Annotated in this window: 22 protein-coding genes; 14 read left to right on the top strand and 8 right to left on the bottom strand. The window is 64.2% G+C overall.

From position 1 onward, the window contains the following. The first annotated feature begins 17 nt into the window (after positions 1–17). Both ACH196_RS14390 and ACH196_RS14385 read left to right on the top strand, forming a co-directional pair. Positions 18–218, top strand: a complete 201-nt coding sequence (locus tag ACH196_RS14390) for a twin transmembrane helix small protein (protein WP_396647590.1) — start codon at positions 18–20, stop codon at positions 216–218. A gap of 43 nt (positions 219–261) precedes the next feature. Beyond that, positions 262–843 (top strand): cob(I)yrinic acid a,c-diamide adenosyltransferase, encoded by a 582-nt coding sequence (locus ACH196_RS14385; RefSeq protein ID WP_396647589.1) that lies wholly within the window; start codon positions 262–264, stop codon positions 841–843. Positions 844–860: 17 nt separating this feature from the next. Here the strand turns inward: ACH196_RS14385 and ACH196_RS14380 are convergent, their stop codons facing one another. Together ACH196_RS14380 and ACH196_RS14375 are read right to left on the bottom strand one after the other, a co-directional pair. Further along, positions 861–1,202, bottom strand: a complete 342-nt coding sequence (locus ACH196_RS14380; protein ID WP_396647588.1) for a type II toxin-antitoxin system HicB family antitoxin — start codon at positions 1,200–1,202, stop codon at positions 861–863. Continuing rightward, positions 1,199–1,564, bottom strand: a complete 366-nt coding sequence (locus ACH196_RS14375; protein ID WP_396647587.1) for a type II toxin-antitoxin system HicA family toxin — start codon at positions 1,562–1,564, stop codon at positions 1,199–1,201. Before ACH196_RS14375 ends, ACH196_RS14380 begins: the two co-directional genes overlap by 4 nt. Before the next feature lie 104 nt (positions 1,565–1,668). Here ACH196_RS14375 and ACH196_RS14370 point away from each other — a divergent pair, with 104 nt between their 5' ends. The 5 genes from ACH196_RS14370 (at position 1,669) to ACH196_RS14350 (ending at position 5,921) form a co-directional block, all read left to right on the top strand. After that, positions 1,669–2,439 carry a rhomboid family intramembrane serine protease gene (locus tag ACH196_RS14370; RefSeq protein ID WP_396647586.1) on the top strand — a complete coding sequence of 257 codons (771 nt, stop codon included), beginning with the start codon at positions 1,669–1,671 and terminating at the stop codon, positions 2,437–2,439. 48 nt (positions 2,440–2,487) lie between these two features. Then, on the top strand, positions 2,488–2,754 hold the full coding sequence (locus tag ACH196_RS14365; protein ID WP_396647585.1) for a hypothetical protein: 267 nt from the start codon (positions 2,488–2,490) through the stop codon (positions 2,752–2,754). 316 nt (positions 2,755–3,070) lie between these two features. Further along, the gene (locus ACH196_RS14360; RefSeq protein ID WP_396647584.1) at positions 3,071–3,820 is read left to right on the top strand and encodes an electron transfer flavoprotein subunit beta/FixA family protein; all 750 of its coding nucleotides are present in this window, start codon (positions 3,071–3,073) and stop codon (positions 3,818–3,820) included. Positions 3,821–3,844: 24 nt separating this feature from the next. After that, on the top strand, positions 3,845–4,774 hold the full coding sequence (locus ACH196_RS14355) for an electron transfer flavoprotein subunit alpha/FixB family protein (protein WP_396647583.1): 930 nt from the start codon (positions 3,845–3,847) through the stop codon (positions 4,772–4,774). Positions 4,775–5,042: 268 nt separating this feature from the next. Beyond that, a complete protein-coding gene (locus ACH196_RS14350; protein WP_396647582.1) occupies positions 5,043–5,921 on the top strand; it encodes a 3-hydroxybutyryl-CoA dehydrogenase in 879 nt (292 codons plus the stop codon). 1 nt (position 5,922) lies between these two features. Here the strand turns inward: ACH196_RS14350 and ACH196_RS14345 are convergent, their stop codons facing one another. Continuing rightward, entirely contained in the window at positions 5,923–7,749 is a 1,827-nt protein-coding gene (locus ACH196_RS14345) for a hypothetical protein (RefSeq protein WP_396647581.1), read from the bottom strand. Positions 7,750–7,980: 231 nt separating this feature from the next. Then, complete coding sequence (locus ACH196_RS14340) at positions 7,981–8,700, bottom strand: TlpA disulfide reductase family protein (RefSeq protein WP_396647580.1); 720 nt, start codon at positions 8,698–8,700, stop codon at positions 7,981–7,983. Between the two features lie 34 nt (positions 8,701–8,734). Here ACH196_RS14340 and argH point away from each other — a divergent pair, with 34 nt between their 5' ends. Continuing rightward, positions 8,735–10,135 carry an argininosuccinate lyase gene (gene argH / locus ACH196_RS14335; protein ID WP_396647579.1) on the top strand — a complete coding sequence of 467 codons (1,401 nt, stop codon included), beginning with the start codon at positions 8,735–8,737 and terminating at the stop codon, positions 10,133–10,135. Between the two features lie 51 nt (positions 10,136–10,186). On the opposite strand, the gene ACH196_RS14330 is transcribed toward argH, so the two are convergent. Continuing rightward, entirely contained in the window at positions 10,187–10,489 is a 303-nt protein-coding gene (locus ACH196_RS14330) for a hypothetical protein (RefSeq protein ID WP_396647578.1), read from the bottom strand. A 290-nt stretch (positions 10,490–10,779) separates the two neighbouring features. Between ACH196_RS14330 and ACH196_RS14325 the strand changes: the two genes are divergently transcribed. The 3 genes from ACH196_RS14325 to ACH196_RS14315 all read left to right on the top strand — a co-directional run bounded on the left by ACH196_RS14325 (position 10,780) and on the right by ACH196_RS14315 (position 15,020). Continuing rightward, positions 10,780–10,989, top strand: a complete 210-nt coding sequence (locus ACH196_RS14325) for a hypothetical protein (protein WP_396647577.1) — start codon at positions 10,780–10,782, stop codon at positions 10,987–10,989. 46 nt (positions 10,990–11,035) lie between these two features. Further along, positions 11,036–12,301 carry a diaminopimelate decarboxylase gene (gene lysA, locus ACH196_RS14320; RefSeq protein WP_396647576.1) on the top strand — a complete coding sequence of 422 codons (1,266 nt, stop codon included), beginning with the start codon at positions 11,036–11,038 and terminating at the stop codon, positions 12,299–12,301. 124 nt (positions 12,302–12,425) lie between these two features. Continuing rightward, positions 12,426–15,020, top strand: a complete 2,595-nt coding sequence (locus ACH196_RS14315; RefSeq protein ID WP_396647575.1) for a TIGR02302 family protein — start codon at positions 12,426–12,428, stop codon at positions 15,018–15,020. A 95-nt stretch (positions 15,021–15,115) separates the two neighbouring features. Here ACH196_RS14315 and ACH196_RS14310 read toward each other — a convergent pair whose 3' ends face one another. Beyond that, complete coding sequence (locus ACH196_RS14310; RefSeq protein WP_396647574.1) at positions 15,116–15,505, bottom strand: hypothetical protein; 390 nt, start codon at positions 15,503–15,505, stop codon at positions 15,116–15,118. Between the two features lie 269 nt (positions 15,506–15,774). Between ACH196_RS14310 and aroE the strand changes: the two genes are divergently transcribed. Next, a complete protein-coding gene (gene aroE, locus ACH196_RS14305) occupies positions 15,775–16,620 on the top strand; it encodes a shikimate dehydrogenase (RefSeq protein WP_396647573.1) in 846 nt (281 codons plus the stop codon). Between the two features lie 16 nt (positions 16,621–16,636). On the opposite strand, the gene ACH196_RS14300 is transcribed toward aroE, so the two are convergent. Then, positions 16,637–17,524 (bottom strand): DMT family transporter, encoded by an 888-nt coding sequence (locus ACH196_RS14300; RefSeq protein ID WP_396647572.1) that lies wholly within the window; start codon positions 17,522–17,524, stop codon positions 16,637–16,639. 159 nt (positions 17,525–17,683) lie between these two features. On the opposite strand from ACH196_RS14300, the gene ACH196_RS14295 reads away from it, so the two are divergent. Together ACH196_RS14295 and ACH196_RS14290 are read left to right on the top strand one after the other, a co-directional pair. Further along, entirely contained in the window at positions 17,684–18,118 is a 435-nt protein-coding gene (locus tag ACH196_RS14295) for a sugar dehydrogenase complex small subunit (protein ID WP_396647571.1), read from the top strand. A gap of 12 nt (positions 18,119–18,130) precedes the next feature. Further along, the gene (locus ACH196_RS14290) at positions 18,131–19,747 is read left to right on the top strand and encodes a GMC family oxidoreductase (protein ID WP_396647570.1); all 1,617 of its coding nucleotides are present in this window, start codon (positions 18,131–18,133) and stop codon (positions 19,745–19,747) included. Between the two features lie 3 nt (positions 19,748–19,750). Here ACH196_RS14290 and ACH196_RS14285 read toward each other — a convergent pair whose 3' ends face one another. Next, positions 19,751–20,515: a DUF4239 domain-containing protein gene (locus tag ACH196_RS14285; RefSeq protein ID WP_396647569.1), complete on the bottom strand. Its 765-nt coding sequence runs from the start codon at positions 20,513–20,515 to the stop codon at positions 19,751–19,753. Positions 20,516–20,617 lie beyond the last annotated feature (102 nt).

Raw genomic sequence — 20,617 nt, 5'->3', positions numbered from 1 at the left:
CTTCATCGGAATAGAAAATGGCCACGGTTTTTAACATCTTAGCTATCATCGTCATGGCCGCGGTGGTCATTGTGCTGATCCGCGGCCTCGTCAACATGATGCGCGGCGGCTCCGGCAACACCTCGAACAAGCTGATGCAGGCGCGTGTCTTCCTGCAGTTCATCGCACTTGTCCTGATCCTGCTGGCGGTGTGGTTCAACCGGCAGAGCGGCGGATGAAGGCGGGCTTCCGAGCGGCCTTAGGCAACGATCGGGAGGATATGTGGTCAAGCTCAACAAGATTTACACCCGCACCGGCGACGACGGCACCACGGGCCTCGGCACCGGCGAACGCCGGCTGAAATCGGACCTGCGCGTCGATGCCTACGGCACGGTTGACGAAGCCAATTCCTGCATCGGCCTGGCGCGGTTGCACACGGGGGCCGAACACCCTGCGCTGGACGCCATTCTTGGCCGCATCCAGAACGATCTTTTCGACCTCGGCGCCGATCTCGCCACGCCGGACGACGGCAAGCCACTAGGCTATGAACCGCTGCGCATCATCGCGTCGCAGACCAAGCGCCTGGAAACCGACATCGACAGCCTCAACGCTAATCTTCAGCCGCTGCGCTCCTTCGTATTGCCCGGCGGTTCGGCGGCCTCCGCCGCGCTGCATCTCGCCCGCACGGTCGCCCGCCGCGCCGAACGCCTGATGGTCGCGCTGGCGCAGGTCGAGGGCGAGCACGTCAACCCGGAAGGTATCCGCTATATCAACCGGGCATCCGACCTTCTGTTCGTCGCCGCCCGCGTCGTCAATGACAACGGAAAATCCGATGTGCTATGGGTGCCGGGACAAAACCGCTGAGAGCCTGTTTGAGGCATTCACCCGGCCAATCGCTCGGCCTCCCGAGCCAGAACCTCTTCGCTCCATTGATTGAGACTCTTGCCCGACAGTTCGGCGGCGATGACCGCCTTTGAATGCACCGCCGGATCGATGCGTAGCATCAGATTGCCCGAATAGGTCTTCTGCGGGTCTTTCCCTACCTTCCTGCAAGTCTCGACATAGTCGTCCACCGCTTCATGGAAGGCCGCTATAAGATCGCTGACGTTGTCGGCATGAAACCCGATCACATCTTGAATGCCGGCGATCCGACCGAAGAAAACAGCGTCGTCCGGATCGAACTCAACCTTGGCGGAATAGCCCTTGTACATCATAGCCTTCATGGAGTGACTCCTATCTGCGTGAGATACTCGCGGGCATCCCTCACCTGATATTTCTTGGCTTCCTTGGCCGGATGAGGCCGATGGAAGCTGGCGACATGGCTCTCGTAGCTGAAGCGAACACGAGACCCGCTTCCTTCAACGACCTTGCAGCCGACGGCAATCAGCAGATTCTCGATGTCGGCCCAATCAATGGTGCCCGAAACCGGGTCCTTGAAGATGGTCGCAAGAGTCTTTCTCTGCTTGCTGTTCATGATTGCAATATATGCTATCATCACGTTGAATGCAATCGAATGACGATAGCGGGCGTCCATTTGCGACGTAGGCCCGAATTTCACCGAGCCCGACAGGTCTGCCAGCGCCACAAATATTCCGGCAAAGCCATCCGCTTGACACCTTTCGGACAACCGGGTCTACATCCAGCGCTATTTCAGGCTCTGACAAGCGACCCGGGTGGAGAGATCGCGCCTTGTTCATCCCGCTCCATGATGCCAACGGCCTTGAGCATATCAAGTTTCAATACGTCACCTTCGGCCTGATCGCGGTCAACATCATTGTCTTCCTGTTCACGGGTCTCGGCTCAGAGGAATTCGCGATCGCCACGACCTATGGCTTTGGCTACATCCCTTCCGTCGCCTTCGACCTGGTGAGCCTGCCGCCCGAATGGTATTTCGTCCCGGAGGACTTCACCTACCTCACCTACGCCTTCCTGCATGCCGACATCTTCCACCTCGGCGGCAACATGCTGTTCCTGTGGGTGTTCGGCGACAACATCGAGGACGCGCTCGGCCATCTTCGTTTCCTGCTCTTCTACCTGCTCTGCGCCATCGGCGGCGCATTGTTCCACGGATTGCTCGACCCGGATTCCCGCATCCCGCTGATCGGCGCCTCGGGCGCAATAGCCGGCGTCGTCGCGGCCTATCTGATCCTTCACCCGCGCGTGAAGATATGGGTGCTGGCCTTCGCCCGCATTCCGCTGCGCATTCCGGCCTGGATCGCGCTGACGCTGTGGATCGGCTTCCAGTTCGTGATGTTCGCCATGGCCGGCGAGGAACAGGTCTCGTGGGCCTGCCACATCGGCGGCATCATCACCGGCGCCATTTTGGTGTTCCTCCTGAAGCGGCGGACCGTGCCGCTCTTCGACCGCGAGGTGGTGACGCCGCGCGCCGTCGAAGTGCAGCAGCAAAGCGCCGTGCGGCCGGTCGAGGCCAAACCGGTCCCGCGCTGGGGACGGCAGTAGGCAAGCTGCTCAATTCCGCCTGCCGAACAGATGTTATAGCCTCGCACCATGAGCGACGAACCTGAAAGCCTTATCCTTCAGATGCTGCGCCAGATGCGCGCGGAGATGGGTGATATGCGCACCGACATCAGTGAGATCCGTTCGAGCTTGAGCACCAAGATCGACGGGCTTGGGGCGGAACTACGATCCGAAATGCGCTCCCTGGGAGCTGACGTCGCATCGGACATGATCGTCAACCGCAAAGAAGTCGGTGACCAGATTGCCGGCTTGCGCCGCGCGGTGATGGAATATCATACGTCTGTTATCTGCCACTGAATCATTATCAGCGAGTTGGAAGCGCGCGTCGGAAGGGTAGAGCAGCACCTGAACCTGCCGGCCCTCGATCAGCATTGACGAACCACGCCTGCGGAAAGCCGTCCGCGGCAAACCAGCCCCGCCATTTCAACCGATTAGCCGCCTTGCCGCGATATTGACCTTTATGGTCACGCTAACTAGGGTCCGCGCGATTTTTGCGGCCAAAGCGACGGATTTTCCGCCCGGGATGTCGGCGAACGGCAAGTCGCGAACCCAGCGCCTCTGCTATGCGGGCGCAAGGCTCGATCGGTACTGACTTTAAAAGAGGTGAGGCAATATGAAGGTTCTGGTCCCCGTGAAGCGGGTGGTCGACTACAATGTGAAGATCCGCGTCAAGGGCGACGGATCGGGGGTCGAGCTTGCAAACGTCAAGATGTCGATGAACCCGTTCGACGAGATCGCCGTCGAGGAAGCCATCCGGCTGAAGGAGGCCGGCAAGGTCGAGGAGATCATCGTCGTATCGATCGGTCCGCAGCAGGCCCAGGAGACGCTGCGCACGGCGCTGGCCATGGGCGCCGACCGCGCCATCCTGGTCAAGGTCGATGCACAGGTCGAGCCGCTGGGCGTGGCGAAAGTGCTGAAGGGCGTGGTCGAGGCGGAAAAACCCGGCCTGGTGATCCTCGGCAAGCAGGCGATCGACGACGATGCCAACCAAACCGGCCAGATGCTGGCCGCCCTTCTCGGCTGGGGCCAGGCGACCTTCGCCTCCAAGGTGGCGATCGACGGCGACAAGGCGAGCGTCACGCGAGAAGTCGACGGCGGCCTGCAGACCATCGAACTGAAACTGCCGGCGATCGTGACCACCGACCTTCGCCTCAACCAGCCGCGTTATGCGTCGCTGCCCAACATCATGAAGGCCAAGAAGAAGCCGCTCGACGAGAAGAGCCCGGCCGATTTCGGCGCCGACGTGACGCCGCGGCTGAAGGTGCTGAAGACCGAGGAGCCGGGCGGCCGCAAGGCCGGCGTCAAGGTCAAGTCGGTGGCCGAGTTGATTGACAAGCTGAAGAACGAAGCCGGCGTGCTCTAAGGCGATCGGGAAAGGAACAAGAAAATGGCAATTCTCCTCATCGCCGAACACGACAACGCGACGCTTTCCGACCAGACGGCAAAGACGCTGTCGGCGGCCCTCAAGATCGGCTCCGACGTGCATGTGCTGGTCGCCGGCAAGGGCGCAAAACTCGCCGCCGAGGCCGCCGCAAAACTCAAGGGCGTTTCCAAGGTGCTGCTCGTCGAGGCCGACGAACTCGAGCAGCGCCTGGCCGAGCCGCTGGCCGCGACCATCGTCTCGCTCGCCGGCCAATACGACACGATCATCGCGCCGGCCACCACCAGCGGCAAGAACGTGATGCCGCGCGTCGCCGCCCTGCTCGACGTCGCCCAGGTGTCGGAGATCATCGAAGTGGTCTCGCCCGACACGTTCAAGCGCCCGATCTATGCCGGCAACGCCATCCAGACGGTGCAGTCGAGCGACGCCAAGAAGGTGATCACGGTGCGCACCGCTTCCTTCCAGTCGGCGGCTGACGGTGGTTCGGCCCCGGTCGAGATTGCCGCCGCCGCCGCCAATCCGGGCCTGTCGAGCTTCGTCGAGAACCGCCTGTCGGACAGCGACCGGCCGGAACTGACCTCGGCAAAAATCATCATCTCGGGTGGCCGCGCGCTGGGCTCGTCGGAAAAGTTCCAGGAAGTCATCCTTCCCGTCGCCGACAAGCTGGGCGCGGCTGTCGGTGCTTCCCGCGCGGCGGTCGATGCCGGCTATGCGCCGAACGACTGGCAGGTCGGCCAGACCGGCAAGGTGGTGGCGCCGCAGCTCTACATCGCCGTCGGCATCTCGGGCGCCATCCAGCACCTCGCCGGCATGAAGGACTCGAAAGTCATCGTCGCCATCAACAAGGACGAGGAGGCGCCGATCTTTCAGGTCGCCGACTACGGCCTCGTCGGCGACCTGTTCGTGATCCTGCCCGAACTCGAAAAGGCGCTGTAAGCTCTCCTTCGAAACCACATCGTAGCCGGGGCGGCGAAAGCCGCTCCGGCTTTTTGCATCCCGCCCGTTTACCCCGATGCGGTTCCTGTTCTAACGTTGCATACAAGCGCTGCACAAAGTTTGCGCAATGCACTGGACGAAAGCGGCTTCATCCCATTAGTGTGCACTGCAAAAAGAAAATAAGGTTGGGATCGACGGTCTGGCCGCCATGGCCAGCATCGCCTCAACCGGAAGCACCAGGCGAAACGCCTGAAACGGGATCGAAGGAATGAGCGAGATTGAAACGGTCGGCATTGTCGGCGCGGGTCAGATGGGCAGCGGCATCGCCCATGTCTCTGCGCTGGCTGGCTATAAGGTGCTGCTTTACGATGTCGCGCCGGAGCGCATCGAAAAGGGCATCGCCACCGTCAACGGCAACATGGCGCGCCAGGTCGCCGGCGGCAAGCTGGCCGAGGCCGAGCGCCAGGCGGCGATCTCGCTGATTTCCCCCGCGCCGGATCTCAAGGACCTCGCTGGCGCCGATCTGGTCATCGAGGCGGCGACTGAGGACGAGAGCATCAAGCGAAAGATCTATGCGCAGCTCTGTCCGGTGCTGAACCCGGAAGCCATCCTCGCCACCAACACATCATCCATCTCGATCACCCGGCTGGCCTCGGCAACCGATCGGGCCGAGCGTTTCATCGGCATTCATTTCATGAACCCGGTGCCGATCATGAAGCTGGTCGAACTGGTGCGTGGCATTGCCACGGAGAACGACACTTTCGAGACCGCCAAGGAATATGTCCGCCGGCTCGACAAGACGACGACGGTTTCGGAGGATTTCCCGGCATTCATCGTCAACCGTATCCTGTTGCCGATGATCAATGAGGCGATCTACACGCTTTACGAGGGCGTCGGCTCGGTGGAAGCCATCGACACGGCGATGAAGCTCGGCGCAAACCATCCGATGGGACCGCTGCAGCTTGCCGACTTCATCGGGCTCGATACCTGCCTGTCCATCATGCAGGTGCTGCACGATGGGCTTTCGGATTCGAAATACCGCCCTTGCCCGCTGCTGGTTAAGTATGTCGAAGCCGGCTGGCTCGGCCGCAAGGCCGGCCGCGGCTTCTACGACTATCGCGGCGAGCACCCGGTGCCGACGCGGTAGATCAGTTCCCAGAACCGATCGTCGGACAGGCATCCGCAGGTTCCGACGCAAGCCGGTAGACGCGCAGCGTCGCGCTGACCGGCAAGGGACATTCCGCAAGCCAGGCCGGCGGCCTCCCCTCGATGAGGCTGGCGGCAAGCGGAAATTCCTGCTCGATCCGCCGAAGCGGCCCGCCGCGCCAGGCGCAGGTGGCGACGAGGGTTGCTTCGGCTTCCTCCGCAATCACGCGGGGGTCGGGCGTGGCTGGATCGAAGAAGCGCAGCGCGTGCTCGATACCTTTGCTGCCGGTGTGGAACGGGATGGCTACCACAGTGACGCCCGGGTCGGAGATCAGGCGGATGCCGATCAGCGGCGGCGCGAGGATACGGCCGCCGGCCGGCCAGACATAAGGCTCGCGACCGTCGAGTATGCAGGTCTCGGCGACTTCAACGCCTTCTAGGCCTTCTGACTGTGGAACGTCGGCCAGATGAAAGCCGACCAGCCCCAGTATCAGGACCACTCCCGGCAGCAGCGGCAGCAGCCGCATCCTCGGAGCGGCGATACGCCCTGCAAATCCGCGCGCCAGATTCGCCGGCAGGATCGAATGAAGCGCGTAAGCGAGCCCAGGCCCTGCGAAGAGCGGCATGAAACGCAGATAGCGGAAATAAAGCACGGTATGTGCCATCGCCACGATCGCAAACAGCGCCATCACGACCCAGGCGCGGTCGCGTCCCCGGGCGACAAACGCCGCGACCACCGAGCCGAGCACGCCGACCATCGGCGCGGCAAGATAAAGCAGGTCCGGCGAAAGCACGAAATCGCGACGGCCGAACAGGCTCGCCTCCTGATAGATCCGGACCAGCCAATGCTCGCGGACATAGTCGGAGAGGCCGGAATAAGGCCCGGCCAAGCAGCCGGGAAACAGCGTTGCCAGCGCGATGGCCGAAACAAGCCCACAGGCCGCGAGAACGATAAAGCGTGGCGCGGAGCCCGCATCGCGGAGGAAGAACGGCACAAGCGCGAAACTTGCTCCGGCGGCGATCAGGCCGAGCGCCAATGGCGAGGAGTACCGGTCGCACAGCGGTACAGCGTAGTCGCCGGGCGCGGTGACGGCGAAGAACAGGATGATGGCTGTTGCGCCGAGAGCTGCACCGAACACCTGGAGCTGCCCGCCCGCATCGCGCCCGTCGGATATGAAATCGAAGGCGCGGATGGCAAACGCCAACACCAGGAACACGGCGAGTTCGACGCCCGTCGCCAGCGCAAGCGCCGCCAGCACACCGCTCGCGAAGGCGGAACGGCGGCCGGGCACGATCGTGAGCCAGGCGATGGCCACCAGCAAAAGCATCTGGGTATTGTGATAGTCGATGCGGCCAGGCTCGAATTCCGCAAGCGCCCGAAGAGCGACGACCACGGAGGCCACGAAGACCAGTGCTGGATTGGCGAAGCCGAAGGTGCCGACGAGCCTGCGCAGGAAGAGCAGGATTCCGGCGAGCAGCAGCAGCGGGACGGTGAAGAATGCGACCGACAGCGCGGCCTCCAAGCCGACAAGTGGTCTCAGGACGAAGGCCACCGCCGCATAGGGCAGATCGACCAGCCACGGCCAGTGCGACACGAAAGGTTCGGGCTGCAGGATGCCGGGCAAGGTGCGGTCGAAGATATTGCCGCTGTCCAGCAGGAAGCGCACCTCATGCGCCTTGAGCAGGTCGTCAACGTCGCCGTTCGGAAAATGCCCGGCCAGCCATAGGGCGGACAGGATCAGCGACACCACCAGCCAGGTGAGCAAAACTGGTGAATCGCCAATCGTTCCGACACGCAATTTCGAACCGGGCACGGAGACATCGGACATGCGGCATCCTCTGTCCGACCGTATAGGAGAGGAACGCTTTCGATCCGGTAAAGCGGGAGCGGAATGGGTCTAAAGCGTGTTGCACCCAATCGGTGTCATTCTGCCGGTGACGGTTTTGGACAAGGTCGAGGGCTTCGTCGCACGTCGGGCTGGTGGCCCGGACAAGACGAAGCCCGATGGATTTGGCCCAAGCCGGCCCGGTAGAATGAGGCCGAGTGGGTGCGACACGCTTTAGTTGCGCGCCGCCGCGATCAGCTTCTTCGCGTCTTCGCTTGCCCATTCGGCCGGCCCGTTCATATGGGCGAGCAGGCAGCCTTCCCCATCGATCAGCAGGGTCACCGGCAAGCCGAGCGCCAGCCCGCGTTTCTTCAGATCGTTGAACAGGTCGAGCGTGTTGTCGCGATAGTAGCCGAGCGCCGCGACGCCGGTCTCCGCCAGGAACTTTTTTGGCTTGGTGTCGTCGCCGGTGTCGACATTGACCGCGATTACCTCGAAGCCATCGTCGCCGGCTTCCTTCTGCAAGGCATCCAGCACCGGCATCTCGGCCCGGCAAGGCGCGCACCAGGTCGCCCATAGATTAAGCAGAACCGTCTTTCCGGCACGGTCGGCCAGCGTCATCGGCTTGCCGTCGGGGCCGTTGAATGCAAGTTTTGCCAGCGACTGCGGCGGATCGGCGGGAAGCATCGCCGCGACCTGACCGGTCGCCGCGGCAGCGACCGTCTTGGCTGTCTCAGACTTGGCAGCGCAGGCTGTTTCTGCGGGTGACGGCTCCCCAGCGGGCGCTGCGGCTGTGGTCGGCGTCTCGCTAGGCACGGCAGGCGCCCGCGCCGTGTTGCCAGAGAAGCCTCCGGTGACATATACCGCCACCGCGCCGGCCAGCGCGCCGGCGACCATGGCGGTCAGGATGGCGCGCCAGGCCGGGATCAGTTTTCTTTGCTTGCCGTCCGACATTCTTTTCAAAAATCTCCGGAGCCCGGGTAGCACGATGAACGACAAAAAGGCCAGCAATGCGATGTGGGGCGGACGTTTTGCCTCGGGTCCGGCGGCCGTGATGGAGGCGATCAACGCCTCGATCGGCTTCGACAGGAAACTCTACGCCCAGGACATTCGCGGCTCGCTGGCGCATTCTGAAATGCTGGCGGCAACGGGCATCATTTCGGCTGCCGATCAAGAAAAAATCGCTCACGGCCTGAACACGATTCTGAAAGAGATCGAGACCGGCGCCTTCACCTTCTCGACTACACTGGAAGACATCCATATGAATGTCGAGGCGCGGCTGGCCGAACTGATCGGCCCCGCCGCCGGCCGCCTGCACACGGCGCGCTCGCGCAACGATCAGGTGGCCGTCGATTTCCGCCTCTGGGTGAAGGACGAACTCTTTCGCGTCGCCGAGGCACTGAAGGGGCTGATCACTGTCTTCCTGACCCGCGCGGAAGAGCACGCGGCAACCGTGATGCCCGGCTTCACCCACATGCAGTCGGCACAGCCGGTGACCTTCGGCCATCACTGCATGGCCTATGTCGAGATGTTTGCCCGCGATCTCAGCCGCGTGCGCGACGCGATCCAACGCATGGACGAATCGCCGCTGGGCGCGGCAGCGCTCGCCGGCACCGGCTTTCCGATCGACCGCCACAGGACCGCCAAGGCACTCGGCTTCCGCGAGCCGACGCGCAATTCGCTGGACAGCGTGTCGGACCGCGATTTCGCGCTGGAGTTCCTGTCGATCGCGGCGATCTGCGCGACCCACCTGTCGCGGCTAGCGGAAGAGATCGTCATCTGGTCGACACCGCAATTCGGCTTCGTAAGACTGTCGGACTCGTTTTCGACCGGCTCGTCGATCATGCCGCAGAAGAAGAACCCGGACGCCGCCGAACTGGTGCGCGCCAAGACGGGCCGCGTCAACGGCCATCTGATCGGCCTGCTGACCGTGATGAAGGGCCTGCCGCTGACCTATTCGAAGGACATGCAGGAGGACAAGGAGGCCGTCTTCGACGCCGCCGAGACGCTCGACCTTATGCTGACGGCCATGACCGGCATGGTCGGCGACATGACCGTCAATGCCGAAGCCATGAAGCGCGCCGCCGGCTCCGGCCATTCCACCGCCACCGACCTCGCCGACTGGCTGGTGCGCACGCTGGGCCTGCCCTTCCGCGAGGCGCACCACGTCACCGGCCGCGCCGTGGCGCTGGCCGAAACGATGAAGACGACGCTGTCAAAACTGTCGCTGGACGAGTTGAAGGCGATCCATCCAGGCATCACCGGCGACGTCTTCTCGGTGCTCTCCGTGTCGAAATCGGTGCAGAGCCGCAAATCCTTCGGCGGCACCGCGCCGAGCGAAGTGCGCCGCCAAGTGAAGTATTGGAAGAAGCGGCTGGCGAAGGCGTAAGGGCCGCTGATCGAGAGGCTTTCGATCCCTGCTACAGATGGAAGATGGACATCAGTAGGTCTCCACCGCCGTTTCCCCGCCGCGCTTCTTCAACAACGAAACAATCGCCAGAACCTGCCACCCCGCCCACAAGCCGATCCACAGGCTTACGGCGCTGGCGGAAAAGTCCCAAATCCTCAAAAAATATGCACGTTTCGCCACGAGCGCATTATGGAGGAGGAAAATGTCCATCACCGCGGCTACGAGCAAGATAGCCAGGTCGACCTTTATCGCCGCCGCCGATGAAGCGAAAAGCCTGACGAATACCAGCGGATACAAGAAGATCAGGACGGTGGAGAGCCAGAAAGGCGCCATCCATCCATGGCCCGCGCCTCCAAGGCCCAACGCGACAGCCAGCGTAACGAGCCAAGCCAGTAGCCCGATTGCAACCCAACCAAGCCTTCGCATCGACGTCGCTCCCTTTACCGCAACAGGCTGGCAAGAAAGGCAAGCTTCCGCAAGCTGGAGATATCGACTGCAGTTGCTCCGAGTATCAAACGTGAGGCGACGGCCCTCCCGACACGATGTTGCAGGCGAGCGCGCTCCGGGGTGCATTTCCCTTGAAACTCCGCTAAGAGCGTCCGACTCCTCGACTGGACACTTCGATGACTGCTCAACGCCTCACAATTTCCGCTGCCTTGATCGCCGCCCTCGGCGCGACTACCGCCTGCGGCCGCAAATCCGATCTCGATACGCCCTATGCCGCTGCCGTGCAGGCACGCAAGGACGCTGAAAAGGCCGGCGAGCCACTGCCGCCCGAGCCGCAGAAACCGGTCGAGGACAAGCCGTTCATTCTCGATAAGCTGATCCAGTAACCCTTTCGCCGAAGATTGCGGCCATTCTTCTTCGCGGATCCTGACGATGAACCATTTTGAATTCCGCGACGGTGTGCTGCACGCCGAGGACGTGCCGGTGCCGGAAATCGCGCGCACCGTCGGCACGCCGTTCTACTGCTATTCCACCGCCACGCTGGAGCGGCACTACAACGTCTTCAAGCAGTCGTTCACCGGGCTCGACTCGCTCGTCTGCTACGCCATGAAGGCGAATTCGAACCAGGCGGTGATTGCCACGCTGGCAAAACTCGGCGCCGGCGCCGATGTCGTCTCGGAAGGCGAGATGCGCCGTGCGCTTGCGGCAGGCGTGCCGGCGGAAAAAATCCTGTTCTCCGGCGTCGGCAAGACGGCGCGGGAAATGGATTTTGCGCTGGCCGCCGGCATCCTCTGCTTCAACGTCGAGTCCGAGCCGGAACTGGAACTGCTGTCACGGCGCGCCGTCGCCGCGGGCAAGGTCGCGCCGGTATCGATCCGCATCAATCCGGACGTCGACGCCAAGACGCATAAGAAGATATCCACCGGCAACGCCGAGAACAAGTTCGGTGTACCGCGCCAGCGCGCCCGCGCGGTCTATGCGCGCGCCGCCGAACTACCGGGCCTGAAGGTGACCGGCATCGACATGCATATCGGCAGCCAGATCACCGATCTGCAGCCTTTCGACGACGCCTTCTCGATCCTCGCCGACTTGGTCGCGACGCTGCGCGCCGACGGCCACCACATCGATCACATCGATTTCGGCGGCGGGCTCGGCGTGCCCTACCGGGTCGATAACGACCCGCCGCCGCACCCGGACGCCTATGCCGACATCATCCGCCGCCGCGCCGGCCATCTCGGCGTCAAGGTGATGTTCGAACCGGGCCGGCTGATCGTCGCCAATGCGGGCATCCTCGTTTCCGAGGTGATCTATGTGAAGGAAGGCGACGCCCGCAATTTCCTGATCGTCGACGCCGCGATGAACGACCTGATCCGCCCGACCCTCTACGACGCCTTCCATGAGATTTTCCCGGTGGTGCGCCGGCCCGTCGACGCGCCGCGCATGGTGGTCGACGTCGTCGGCCCCGTCTGCGAGACCGGGGATTACATCGGCCTGTCGCGCGACCTGCCCAGGCTCGACTCCGGCGACCTGATTGCCGTCGGCACCGCCGGCGCCTATGGCGCGGTGCAGGCGGGAACCTACAATTCGCGGCTGCTGGTGCCGGAAGTACTGGTCAAGGGCGACACTTTTCACGTCGTTCGCCCGCGCACCAGTTTTGACGAGTTGATCGGCCTGGATTCGCTGCCCGAGTGGCTCTGAGAAATCCCCGCATTTCCGCCCGCGACATCACGATTCTGTAACCTGCCTCGCCTTTGCCGCGTTTGTTGGTATTCTTCCGACTCTACAGGCTTGGCTTCGTGCCCGGCCGAAACCGGAAAGTCCGATGAAGGAAACGCTCGCGAACCCGGAAAAGCCGATTTTTTCCAGACGCTTGAAGCGAACCAGGCTGGTGACGCGCGCGGCGATGATGCTGGAGCGCCTCTGGCCGCTGATCCTTCCGCTGCTCGTCACGCTCAGCCTTTTCGCCAGCCTATCCTGGTTCGGCGTCTTCCGCTTGCTGCCGGATACGGCGCGTTTCGTCCTGCTGGCGGTGGTCGCCCTCGCCGCGTTAGGCTCGCTTTATCCGCTGCGTTTCTACCGCAATCCGCGGCCTGACGAGATCGACCGGCGCATCGAGGCGGCGAACGCGCTGGACCATACACCCTTGCGGGCGCAGACCGACCGTCCCGCCGGCAATGAGACCGGTTTCGCGCAGGCGCTGTGGCGCGAACACCAGAAGCGGATGGCCGAGAAGCTGGCCGGCGCCGGCAGCGATCTGCCCCGCACCGGCGTGCCGGAGCGCGACCCGTGGGGCCTGCGGGCGATAGCGGTGCTGCTGCTGGTCACCGCCTTCGCTTATTCCTTCGGCCCGCGCGGCGGCTCGCTGGAAGACGGTTTCCGCGCCGTGGCGCTGACCGAGACGCTGCCGCCACGCATCGACGCCTGGGTCACGCCTCCCCCCTATACCGGCAAGGCGCCGATCTTCCTCACCGCCGAGAACAACGCTGACACGCCGCTGTTCACCGTTCCCACCGGCAGCGACGTCGCCTTGCGCGTGACCGGCGGCGCGGGTGACGAGCAACTGGCCTTCACCGGCAAGGACGGCACGGTGCGCGACGTCGCGCTGGCCGATACCGCAACGCCGGCCCCTGCGTCGGATACGCCTTCGGCGCTCAACATACCGGCCGCGCCTCGGCAATTCGAAGGCAAGCTGACGGCGGACGGCGTTCTGGCACTGCGCGCCGGCGACGGCGAGCAGGAGGTCCGTAGCTGGACCTTCGCCGTCGTTCCCGACAAGCCGCCGGTCATCCGCTTCTCGGATGAGCCGAAGCGCGCGGTCAACGGCGCCTTCGAGTTGCGCTACGAGATCGAGGACGACTACGGCGCGGCTTCCGCCAAGGCCGATTTCGCGTTGGAGGAAACGCCTGCGGCCGATGCCCGGCCACTCTACGGGCCGCCGGAAATGCCGCTGTCGGTGCCACGCCGCGGCGCCCACGATATCACCATGAAGGCGACGCGCGACCTGACCGAGCACGTCTGGGCCGGCAGCCGCATCAAGCTGACACTGTCAACCGTGGACGATGCCGGCCAGGAGGCGAAAACCGAAACGAAGACCATCGTCCTGCCCGAGCGGCCGTTCACCAACCCGCTTGCCCGCGCGGTCGTCGAACTGCGCAAGATATTGTCGCTCGACGCCAATCAGAAGCGGCGCGTCGTCGACCTGATCGACGCGATCACGCTGCGGCCCGAGGACACATTCGACAACCCCTCCTACTATCTCGGCATCATGGCCGGCCGCACCCGGCTGCAGCTTGCCTCCACCGACGACGCCTTGCGCGACGTTTCGGACTATCTCTGGAACATGGCGCTCCAGATCGAGGACGGTGACCTGTCGACCGCCGAGAAGAATCTGCGCCAGGCCCAGGAGGCCCTCAAGCAGGCGCTGCGCGACGGCGCAAGCGACGAGGAAATCGACAGGCTGATGAAGGAACTGCGGCAGGCGATGAACGAATTCCTGCGCGAATTCGCCGAGCGCGCCGCCCGCGATCCCAACCTGGCCCAGCAGCAGCCGCAACCCGGCCAGGAACTCAGCCAGAGCGATCTGGAACGCATGATGGACCAGATCGAGAATCTGGCGAAGTCAGGCAACCGCCAGCAGGCCGAGGAACTGCTGTCGCAGTTGCAGGACATGATGAACAACCTCCAGGCGCGCCGCCAGCAACGGCCGGGCGAAGGCGGCCAGGAAAGCGAGATGCGCCAGCAGATGAACAAGCTGGGCGAGATCATGCGGCGCCAGCAGGAGATGATGAACGAGACGTTCCGCATGGACCAGATGCAGCGCGGCGAGCAGCAGCGCGGCCAGAACCGTCAGCAACAGCGTGGCAATCAGGGCCAGCAAGGGCAGCAGGGCGAAGGCCAGCAAGGGCAAGGCATGACCCCGGAAGAGTTCGCCGAGGCGCTGAAGCAGCTTCAGCAGGGCCAGGGCCAGCTTGGAGACGATCTCGAAGCCCTGATGAAGGGCCTTGAAGGCATGGGCATCCAGCCGGGCGAAGGTTTCGGCGAGGCTGGCGAAGCGATGGACCAGGCCGAAGGCGCGCTTGGCGACGGCGACGGTGGCCGCGCCACCGGCGAGCAGGGCCGCGCGCTGGAGGCGCTGCGCAAGGGCGCTCAGGACATGATGCAGCAGATGCAGCAGGCCATGGAAGGCGACCAGGGCGGCGGCGAGGAAGGCGGCCGCAGGCAGACCTCCGATCGCGACCCGCTCGGCAGGCCCCGCGCCACCAACGGTCCCGACGACGGCAGTTCCGTCAAGGTTCCCGACGAGATCGACATGCAGCGCGCGCGCCAGATCCTGGAAGCGATCCGCAAGCGGCTGGGCAACGCGCTCAGCCCCGAACTCGAGCGCAGCTACCTGGAGCGCCTGCTCAAGCTGGAATAGGTGCGTCCTTCGAGGCTCGCCCTCCGACGATTGTCCACATCTTTCAACGCCGGGCAGGCTCTCGCCTCAGCATGAGGCAGCACCTGCTGCGGCGCTCAGCCCGGCTCGGCAGTGGGTACAGCGGGCGTCGGCCCGAACGGCATGGTGAAAACGGTGCCGCCGATGCCGTCGGCGATTGCCGGCGAAAAGTCGAGCGGCGTGCAGTTCTCGACGGCGGCAATCGCCGCTTCGACGAATTGCTGACGCGCCTGCCCATCACCCTCGACCTTGATTTCCGTAGGCCGCGGCGTGCCGATCAGCGCGCCGTCGCGGTTGAAGCTGAAGCTCAGCGTCACCGAGGAATTTGGCATGTCGGGCGGCGGCGTCCAACATGCCTCAAGCGCGGCGCCCACCTCGTCCATGGTTCTCAGCGGCTCGGCGTTCGCTCCGGCGACAACGCTGATCGCCGAGACGCCCCCAAACGCCAGACGCGCAAATATTCTCATCACACGCTCCCGATTCCAGCCACGTCGCGGCCCGTCTCCGGGCAGCACGAACCATAATAAAGCGTGGGGCGGCTGGTAATAGCAATGGCCCAAAATTTTGGCCGATGCGACGGCTTCGGGGCAGCCGCCGTAACCGGTCAGCCGATGCCTGCGGTTTCACTTGCACTGAATACGCCGGGATACCTGACGCGGCCAGCAGACTGGGCTAGCATGGCTTCAGGCACGGGCCGTGCTTTTGGCGGGCGCCGTCGGGAAAGAGAGGAGGCCGCATGAATTTTCTCAGCCTGATAACCGGATGCTTTGCCATGCCGGCGGCGGAGAATCCGACGGTGGCGATGATGGACGCGGCTTACGCGCATCATGGCATCGACGCGCGCTACATCAATTGCGAGGTGCCGCCGGAAAAGCTCGGCGACGCGGTGCGCGGCGCGCGCGCCATGGGCTGGGCCGGTTTCAACTGCTCGCTGCCGCACAAGGTGGCTGTCATCGACCATCTGGACGGACTGGGCGAGTCGGCCGAAGTCATGCAGGCAGTGAATTGCGCGGTGCTGCGACAGGGAAAACTGATCGGCGAGAACACCGACGGCAAGGGTTTTCTCAAATCGCTACTGGAGGTGGCCGATCCGGCCGGCCGGAGCGTCGTCGTGTTCGGCGCAGGTGGCGCGGCACGCGCCATCTGCGTCGAACTGGCGTTGGCCGGCGCAAGCACGATCACCGTGGTCAACCGAGGTCGCGAACGCGGCGAAGAGCTTGCGCGGCTGGTTGGCGAGCGCACCGGCGCCGTGGCAAAATTCCTGCCATGGGAGGGGCACTTCGCCGTGCCGGCAGGTTCGGATATCGTCGTCAACGCCACGTCGATCGGGCTCTATCCGGACGTCGAGGCGCGGCTCGACATCGACCTCGATGCACTGCAGCCCGGCATGGTGGTGGCGGACATTATCCCGAACCCGCCGCGCACGCGGCTGGTGCGCGACGCCGAGGCGCGGGGCTGTACGGTGCTGGACGGGCTGGGCATGCTGGTCAACCAGGGGGTGATCAACATCAAATACTGGACCGGCGTTGATGCCGACGCGAGCGTGATGCGGCGGCGGATCGAGGCGATTTTCGGCGTTTGAGGCGTTACGACAGACGTCACGCTACCGGCGCCAGCCGCCGCCTTCGCCGGTCGTGCAGGACGATGGCAAGGCCGCTGCCCACCACCAGCACGATGCCGCAAAGCGCTAGCGCGTTGGGCAGATGGCCGAAGACGACGAGGCCGGAGATCACCGCCCAGACGGTGAAGCAGTAATAGAGCGGCGCCACCGCGCTGGTCGGGCCGACGCGGTAGGCCATGAAGATGAAAAAGTGGCCGAAGATCAGGAAGAAGCCCGAGCCGGCGAGCAACAGGATGTGCCGTGCGTCCGGCACACGCCATTCCTCGAACACCAGATGGGCCACGACCGCCCCGGCAAGCACCACGACGACCGCCGACATGGCGACGATCATGCCCGGCACTTCGGCGCCGACGCGGCGGCCGGCGAGATCGCGCACGGCGCAGAGCACGGCATTGGCCAGGCCCAGCACGGCATAAATGGAAATGCCCTGGCCGGAAGGCTGTGCGATCATCAGCGCGCCGACGAAGCCGAGAGAGATCAGCGCCATCGTCAGTCCCGAAATCCGCTCGCGGAACAGCAGCGAGGCGCCGAGCAGCACCACCAAGGGCGTCACCTGGCCGAGCGCCGTGGCGTCGGCGATCGGCATGTTGGCCAGCGCCACGATGAAGCACAGGATCGCCGCCGTCTCCGACAGGTTGCGCATAAGCACGCGTCCGTCGAACATCTGCGGCAGTTTGCGGCCGTAGCCGAGCAAAAACAGCAGTGGCATGCCCCACAGGAGGGCGGCGATGCCGCGCATCATCAGCACCTGGTAGGGCGGCAGCGCTTCCGTCGCGACCTTCATCATGGTGTCGTTGACGACATAGGAGCCCGTCGACAGAACCATGAACAGCGGGCCGCGGAAAGGGTGGGCGTGGAGGGACATGGTCTGCGATCGGTCCGAACAGGTTGCGCGCCGATTTCATCCAAGTTCCGCCGACAATCAAGCCATAGGCCCGGCGGGAAGATGATCCAGTTGCCCGCGCTCATCATTTCTAAACCTTGGCTGCGCAGTATCGGCGCCAGCCACGGCGGGGAGGACCGCATGAAGCCAACCGTCACACGTCGCAGCTTCTTCCTGGGCAGCGCCAGCATGGCCGCGCTGGCGACCGGATTGCCGGGCTTCGCTTTTGCGCAGGACAGCGTCACCGCCGACCAGTTCATCGCGCTGTCGGCCCGGCTGACCGAAACCCCTGCCTCCAGCCTCGATACGACCACGGCCGGAAAGCTGCTCGAGGCTTTCCTTGCCAATGGCCGCGGGCCGGGACTGGCGTTGTTGGCCACGGATACGCAAGTCGATACGGGTACGGTCGCGAACGACGTTGTGGCGGCCTGGTATTCCGGCGTCGTCGATACGCAGGACGGCCAGGCGCTGGCCGGCTTCACCGATGCGCTGATGTGGAACGCGCTCGATTTCACAAAACCCTTCGCCTATTGCGGCGGCGAGATGGGCTATTGGGCCGACCCTCCGCAGAACTGACGAGGTTTCCCGATGGCCGATATCGAAGCGGATGTGATCGTCGTCGGCTCCGGTGTTTCCGGCGCGCTGATGGCGGCGAAGCTGTCGGCGGCGGGCGTCAAGGTCGCCGTGCTGGAGGCCGGCTCGCCGGTCGACCGCACCGACGCAGTGCAGCGCTACTGGGATGCGCTGATCAAGGTGCCAGAGTGCCCGTATCCGGCCAGCCCCGAGGCGGACCATCCCGTCAGCGACAATCTCGACCACTGGTACCGGCAGGTGGGGCCTGAAAAATTCAAGAGCACCTATGTGAAGGTGCTCGGCGGCACCACCTGGCATTGGCTGGGAACCTGCCTGCGTTTCGTTCCCAACGATTTTCGTATCGCAAGCGCCTATGGGCGGGGCGTCGACTGGCCCATCGCTTATGACGAGCTCGAAGAATTCTATGGCGAGGCGGAGACGGAGATCGGCGTCTCCGGCGATTCCGCCGAGCCACTCGGCGCGCCGCGTTCGGCAAACTATCCGATGGCCGCGATCCCGCAGACTTTTCTCGACAAGGCCTATGCCAAGGCACTGGCAGGCACGAAATACGAAGTGCGCTCCACGCCGCAGGGCCGCAATTCGGCCGAGCACGAAGACCGGCCCGCCTGCTGCGGCAATTCGAGCTGCATACCGGTCTGCCCGGTCCAGGCAAAATATGACGCGACCGTGCATGTGGCACGCGCCGAAAAAAGCGGCGCGGTCATCCACGCCGAAATCACCGCCACTTCGATCGAGGTCGGCCCGGACGGGCGGATTTCCGCCATCCGCTTCAAGCGCCGCGACCGCAGCGAAGGAACGGCGGTTGGCAAGGTTTTTGTGTTGGCCGCGCATGCGGTCGAGACGCCGCGCCTGCTGCTCAATTCGGCGAGCGACGTTCGGCCGGGCGGCGTCGCCAACAGTTCGGACCAGGTCGGCCGCAACCTGATGGACCATCCGACGCAATTGAGCTGGGCGCTGGCGCCTGAGCCGCTGTGGCCGTATCGCGGGCCGCTGTCGACCTCCGGTATCGAGAACCTGCGCGACGGCGATTTCCGCAGGGAACGTCCGGCGTTCCGCATCGAGATCGGCAATGACGGCTGGTCGTGGCCGACCGGCGCGCCGGTGACCACGGCGGCTGAACTCGCGCAACAGGGACTGCGCGGCAAGGCGCTGGACTCAACCCTTCGCGATCAGGCCTCGCGGCACATCAGGATGGCCTCGCTGATCGAGCAACTGCCGGAGCAGCAGAACCGGGTGACGCTCGACCCCGGCGAAAAGGATTTTTATGGCGTGCCGCTGCCGCGCCTCTATTACAGCCTCGACGCCTACGTGAAGGACGGGTTGGCGGCGGCGCGCGAGGCGCATACGGAGATCTTCGGCAGGCTCGGCGCGACCCAGGTTCAGCACCGCGACGGCGCGGAAGGAGCCGGCCACATCATCGGCACGGCGCGCATGGGCGACGATCCGAAAAATTCCGTCGTCGACCGCGACTTGCGCAGCCACGACCACGCCAATCTGTTCATCCTCGGCTCCTCGGTGTTCCCAACCTCGGCGACCGCCAACCCGACGCTGACCATTGCCGCGCTCAGCCTGCGCGCGGCCGATGCGGTGAAGGCGGCGCTGGCGGGGTAGTTCTCACCCCTTCCCCAGCAGCGCCAGCGCTTCGCGCAACGGCGCATCGGAAATGTAGATCAAGCCCAGGTAGGGCTGATCCATGTCGACGATGACAAACACTGCGCCTGCGACCGACAGCGCGCACAGGAACAGCGTCGTCATCACCGTCGTGTTGCCGGGCGCCATCAGGCCGAAGGACACGAAAAGCAGCGCCAGCCAGAAGACCAGCACGATGACGAAGGCGCCCGGCAGGCCCTCGGTTTCGGATGCCACCAGCAGCCAATGGGCTTCGGCGACCTCGCCGCTGACGCTGAGCGCCCGCGCCTGTAGCCAGCGCTGGCCGTCATTGGCCGGAACCAGCGCACGCAGCGCATCCTGGATGCTTTCCACATCACGATCGTCGCCGATGATGTCGAGCGGGTCGCTGCCGACATCGCGGACCGTCCAGCTCTGGCGCAGCCGGGCCTCCAGCAAGCCGCGCATTTGCTTGCGGGCTGCGGCCGTCTCGGGACCGTAGTGAGCCATAACCCGATCGAGCAGCACGATACGCCCCGCCGAAGTCCTCAACTCGCTCTCTGCGTCGTCATAGGCACTCTTTGCGGAGGCGATCAGCAGGCCGAGCGCCAGCGCGGCCAGCGTGCCGATGATGGCGGTGGACAGCCGTATCGCATCCTTCGAATCGGAACTCAGGTGATGCACCGGAAGCCGCCCGCGCAGCCAAATGCCAAACAGCGCTGCCACAAGCAGGCAGAAGAAGACGATTCCGCCCAGCACAAGTGAAGTCAAAGCGCGGCCCCCGAAGATACGCGGCGCAAGCTATCGCATCGGATCGGGGAAGGCGATGCCGCCTCCACGCGTCCTGTCGCTATCGCATCGGCCTGGCGCGCG

This window comes from Mesorhizobium sp. IMUNJ 23232, assembly GCF_044326205.1.
Taxonomy (GTDB): domain Bacteria; phylum Pseudomonadota; class Alphaproteobacteria; order Rhizobiales; family Rhizobiaceae; genus Kumtagia.
The sequence above is the reverse complement of the archived record's forward strand: the minus strand, read 5'-3'. Positions and strand labels throughout refer to the sequence as shown.

What these genes read in the sequence shown, in the direction of transcription:
- ACH196_RS14300 (WP_396647572.1), bottom strand. Translation starts at nt 17,524, where the DNA reads ATGTCCCTCCACGCCCACCCTTTCCGCGGCCCGCTGTTCATGGTTCTG.
- ACH196_RS14390 (WP_396647590.1), top strand. Translation starts at nt 18, where the DNA reads ATGGCCACGGTTTTTAACATCTTAGCTATCATCGTCATGGCCGCGGTG.
- aroE (WP_396647573.1), top strand. Translation starts at nt 15,775, where the DNA reads ATGAATTTTCTCAGCCTGATAACCGGATGCTTTGCCATGCCGGCGGCG.
- ACH196_RS14330 (WP_396647578.1), bottom strand. Translation starts at nt 10,489, where the DNA reads ATGGCGCCTTTCTGGCTCTCCACCGTCCTGATCTTCTTGTATCCGCTG.
- ACH196_RS14360 (WP_396647584.1), top strand. Translation starts at nt 3,071, where the DNA reads ATGAAGGTTCTGGTCCCCGTGAAGCGGGTGGTCGACTACAATGTGAAG.
- ACH196_RS14380 (WP_396647588.1), bottom strand. Translation starts at nt 1,202, where the DNA reads ATGAAGGCTATGATGTACAAGGGCTATTCCGCCAAGGTTGAGTTCGAT.
- lysA (WP_396647576.1), top strand. Translation starts at nt 11,036, where the DNA reads ATGAACCATTTTGAATTCCGCGACGGTGTGCTGCACGCCGAGGACGTG.
- ACH196_RS14310 (WP_396647574.1), bottom strand. Translation starts at nt 15,505, where the DNA reads ATGAGAATATTTGCGCGTCTGGCGTTTGGGGGCGTCTCGGCGATCAGC.
- ACH196_RS14355 (WP_396647583.1), top strand. Translation starts at nt 3,845, where the DNA reads ATGGCAATTCTCCTCATCGCCGAACACGACAACGCGACGCTTTCCGAC.
- ACH196_RS14340 (WP_396647580.1), bottom strand. Translation starts at nt 8,700, where the DNA reads ATGTCGGACGGCAAGCAAAGAAAACTGATCCCGGCCTGGCGCGCCATC.
- ACH196_RS14325 (WP_396647577.1), top strand. Translation starts at nt 10,780, where the DNA reads ATGACTGCTCAACGCCTCACAATTTCCGCTGCCTTGATCGCCGCCCTC.
- ACH196_RS14350 (WP_396647582.1), top strand. Translation starts at nt 5,043, where the DNA reads ATGAGCGAGATTGAAACGGTCGGCATTGTCGGCGCGGGTCAGATGGGC.
- ACH196_RS14290 (WP_396647570.1), top strand. Translation starts at nt 18,131, where the DNA reads ATGGCCGATATCGAAGCGGATGTGATCGTCGTCGGCTCCGGTGTTTCC.
- ACH196_RS14295 (WP_396647571.1), top strand. Translation starts at nt 17,684, where the DNA reads ATGAAGCCAACCGTCACACGTCGCAGCTTCTTCCTGGGCAGCGCCAGC.
- ACH196_RS14315 (WP_396647575.1), top strand. Translation starts at nt 12,426, where the DNA reads ATGAAGGAAACGCTCGCGAACCCGGAAAAGCCGATTTTTTCCAGACGC.
- argH (WP_396647579.1), top strand. Translation starts at nt 8,735, where the DNA reads ATGAACGACAAAAAGGCCAGCAATGCGATGTGGGGCGGACGTTTTGCC.
- ACH196_RS14345 (WP_396647581.1), bottom strand. Translation starts at nt 7,749, where the DNA reads ATGTCCGATGTCTCCGTGCCCGGTTCGAAATTGCGTGTCGGAACGATT.
- ACH196_RS14365 (WP_396647585.1), top strand. Translation starts at nt 2,488, where the DNA reads ATGAGCGACGAACCTGAAAGCCTTATCCTTCAGATGCTGCGCCAGATG.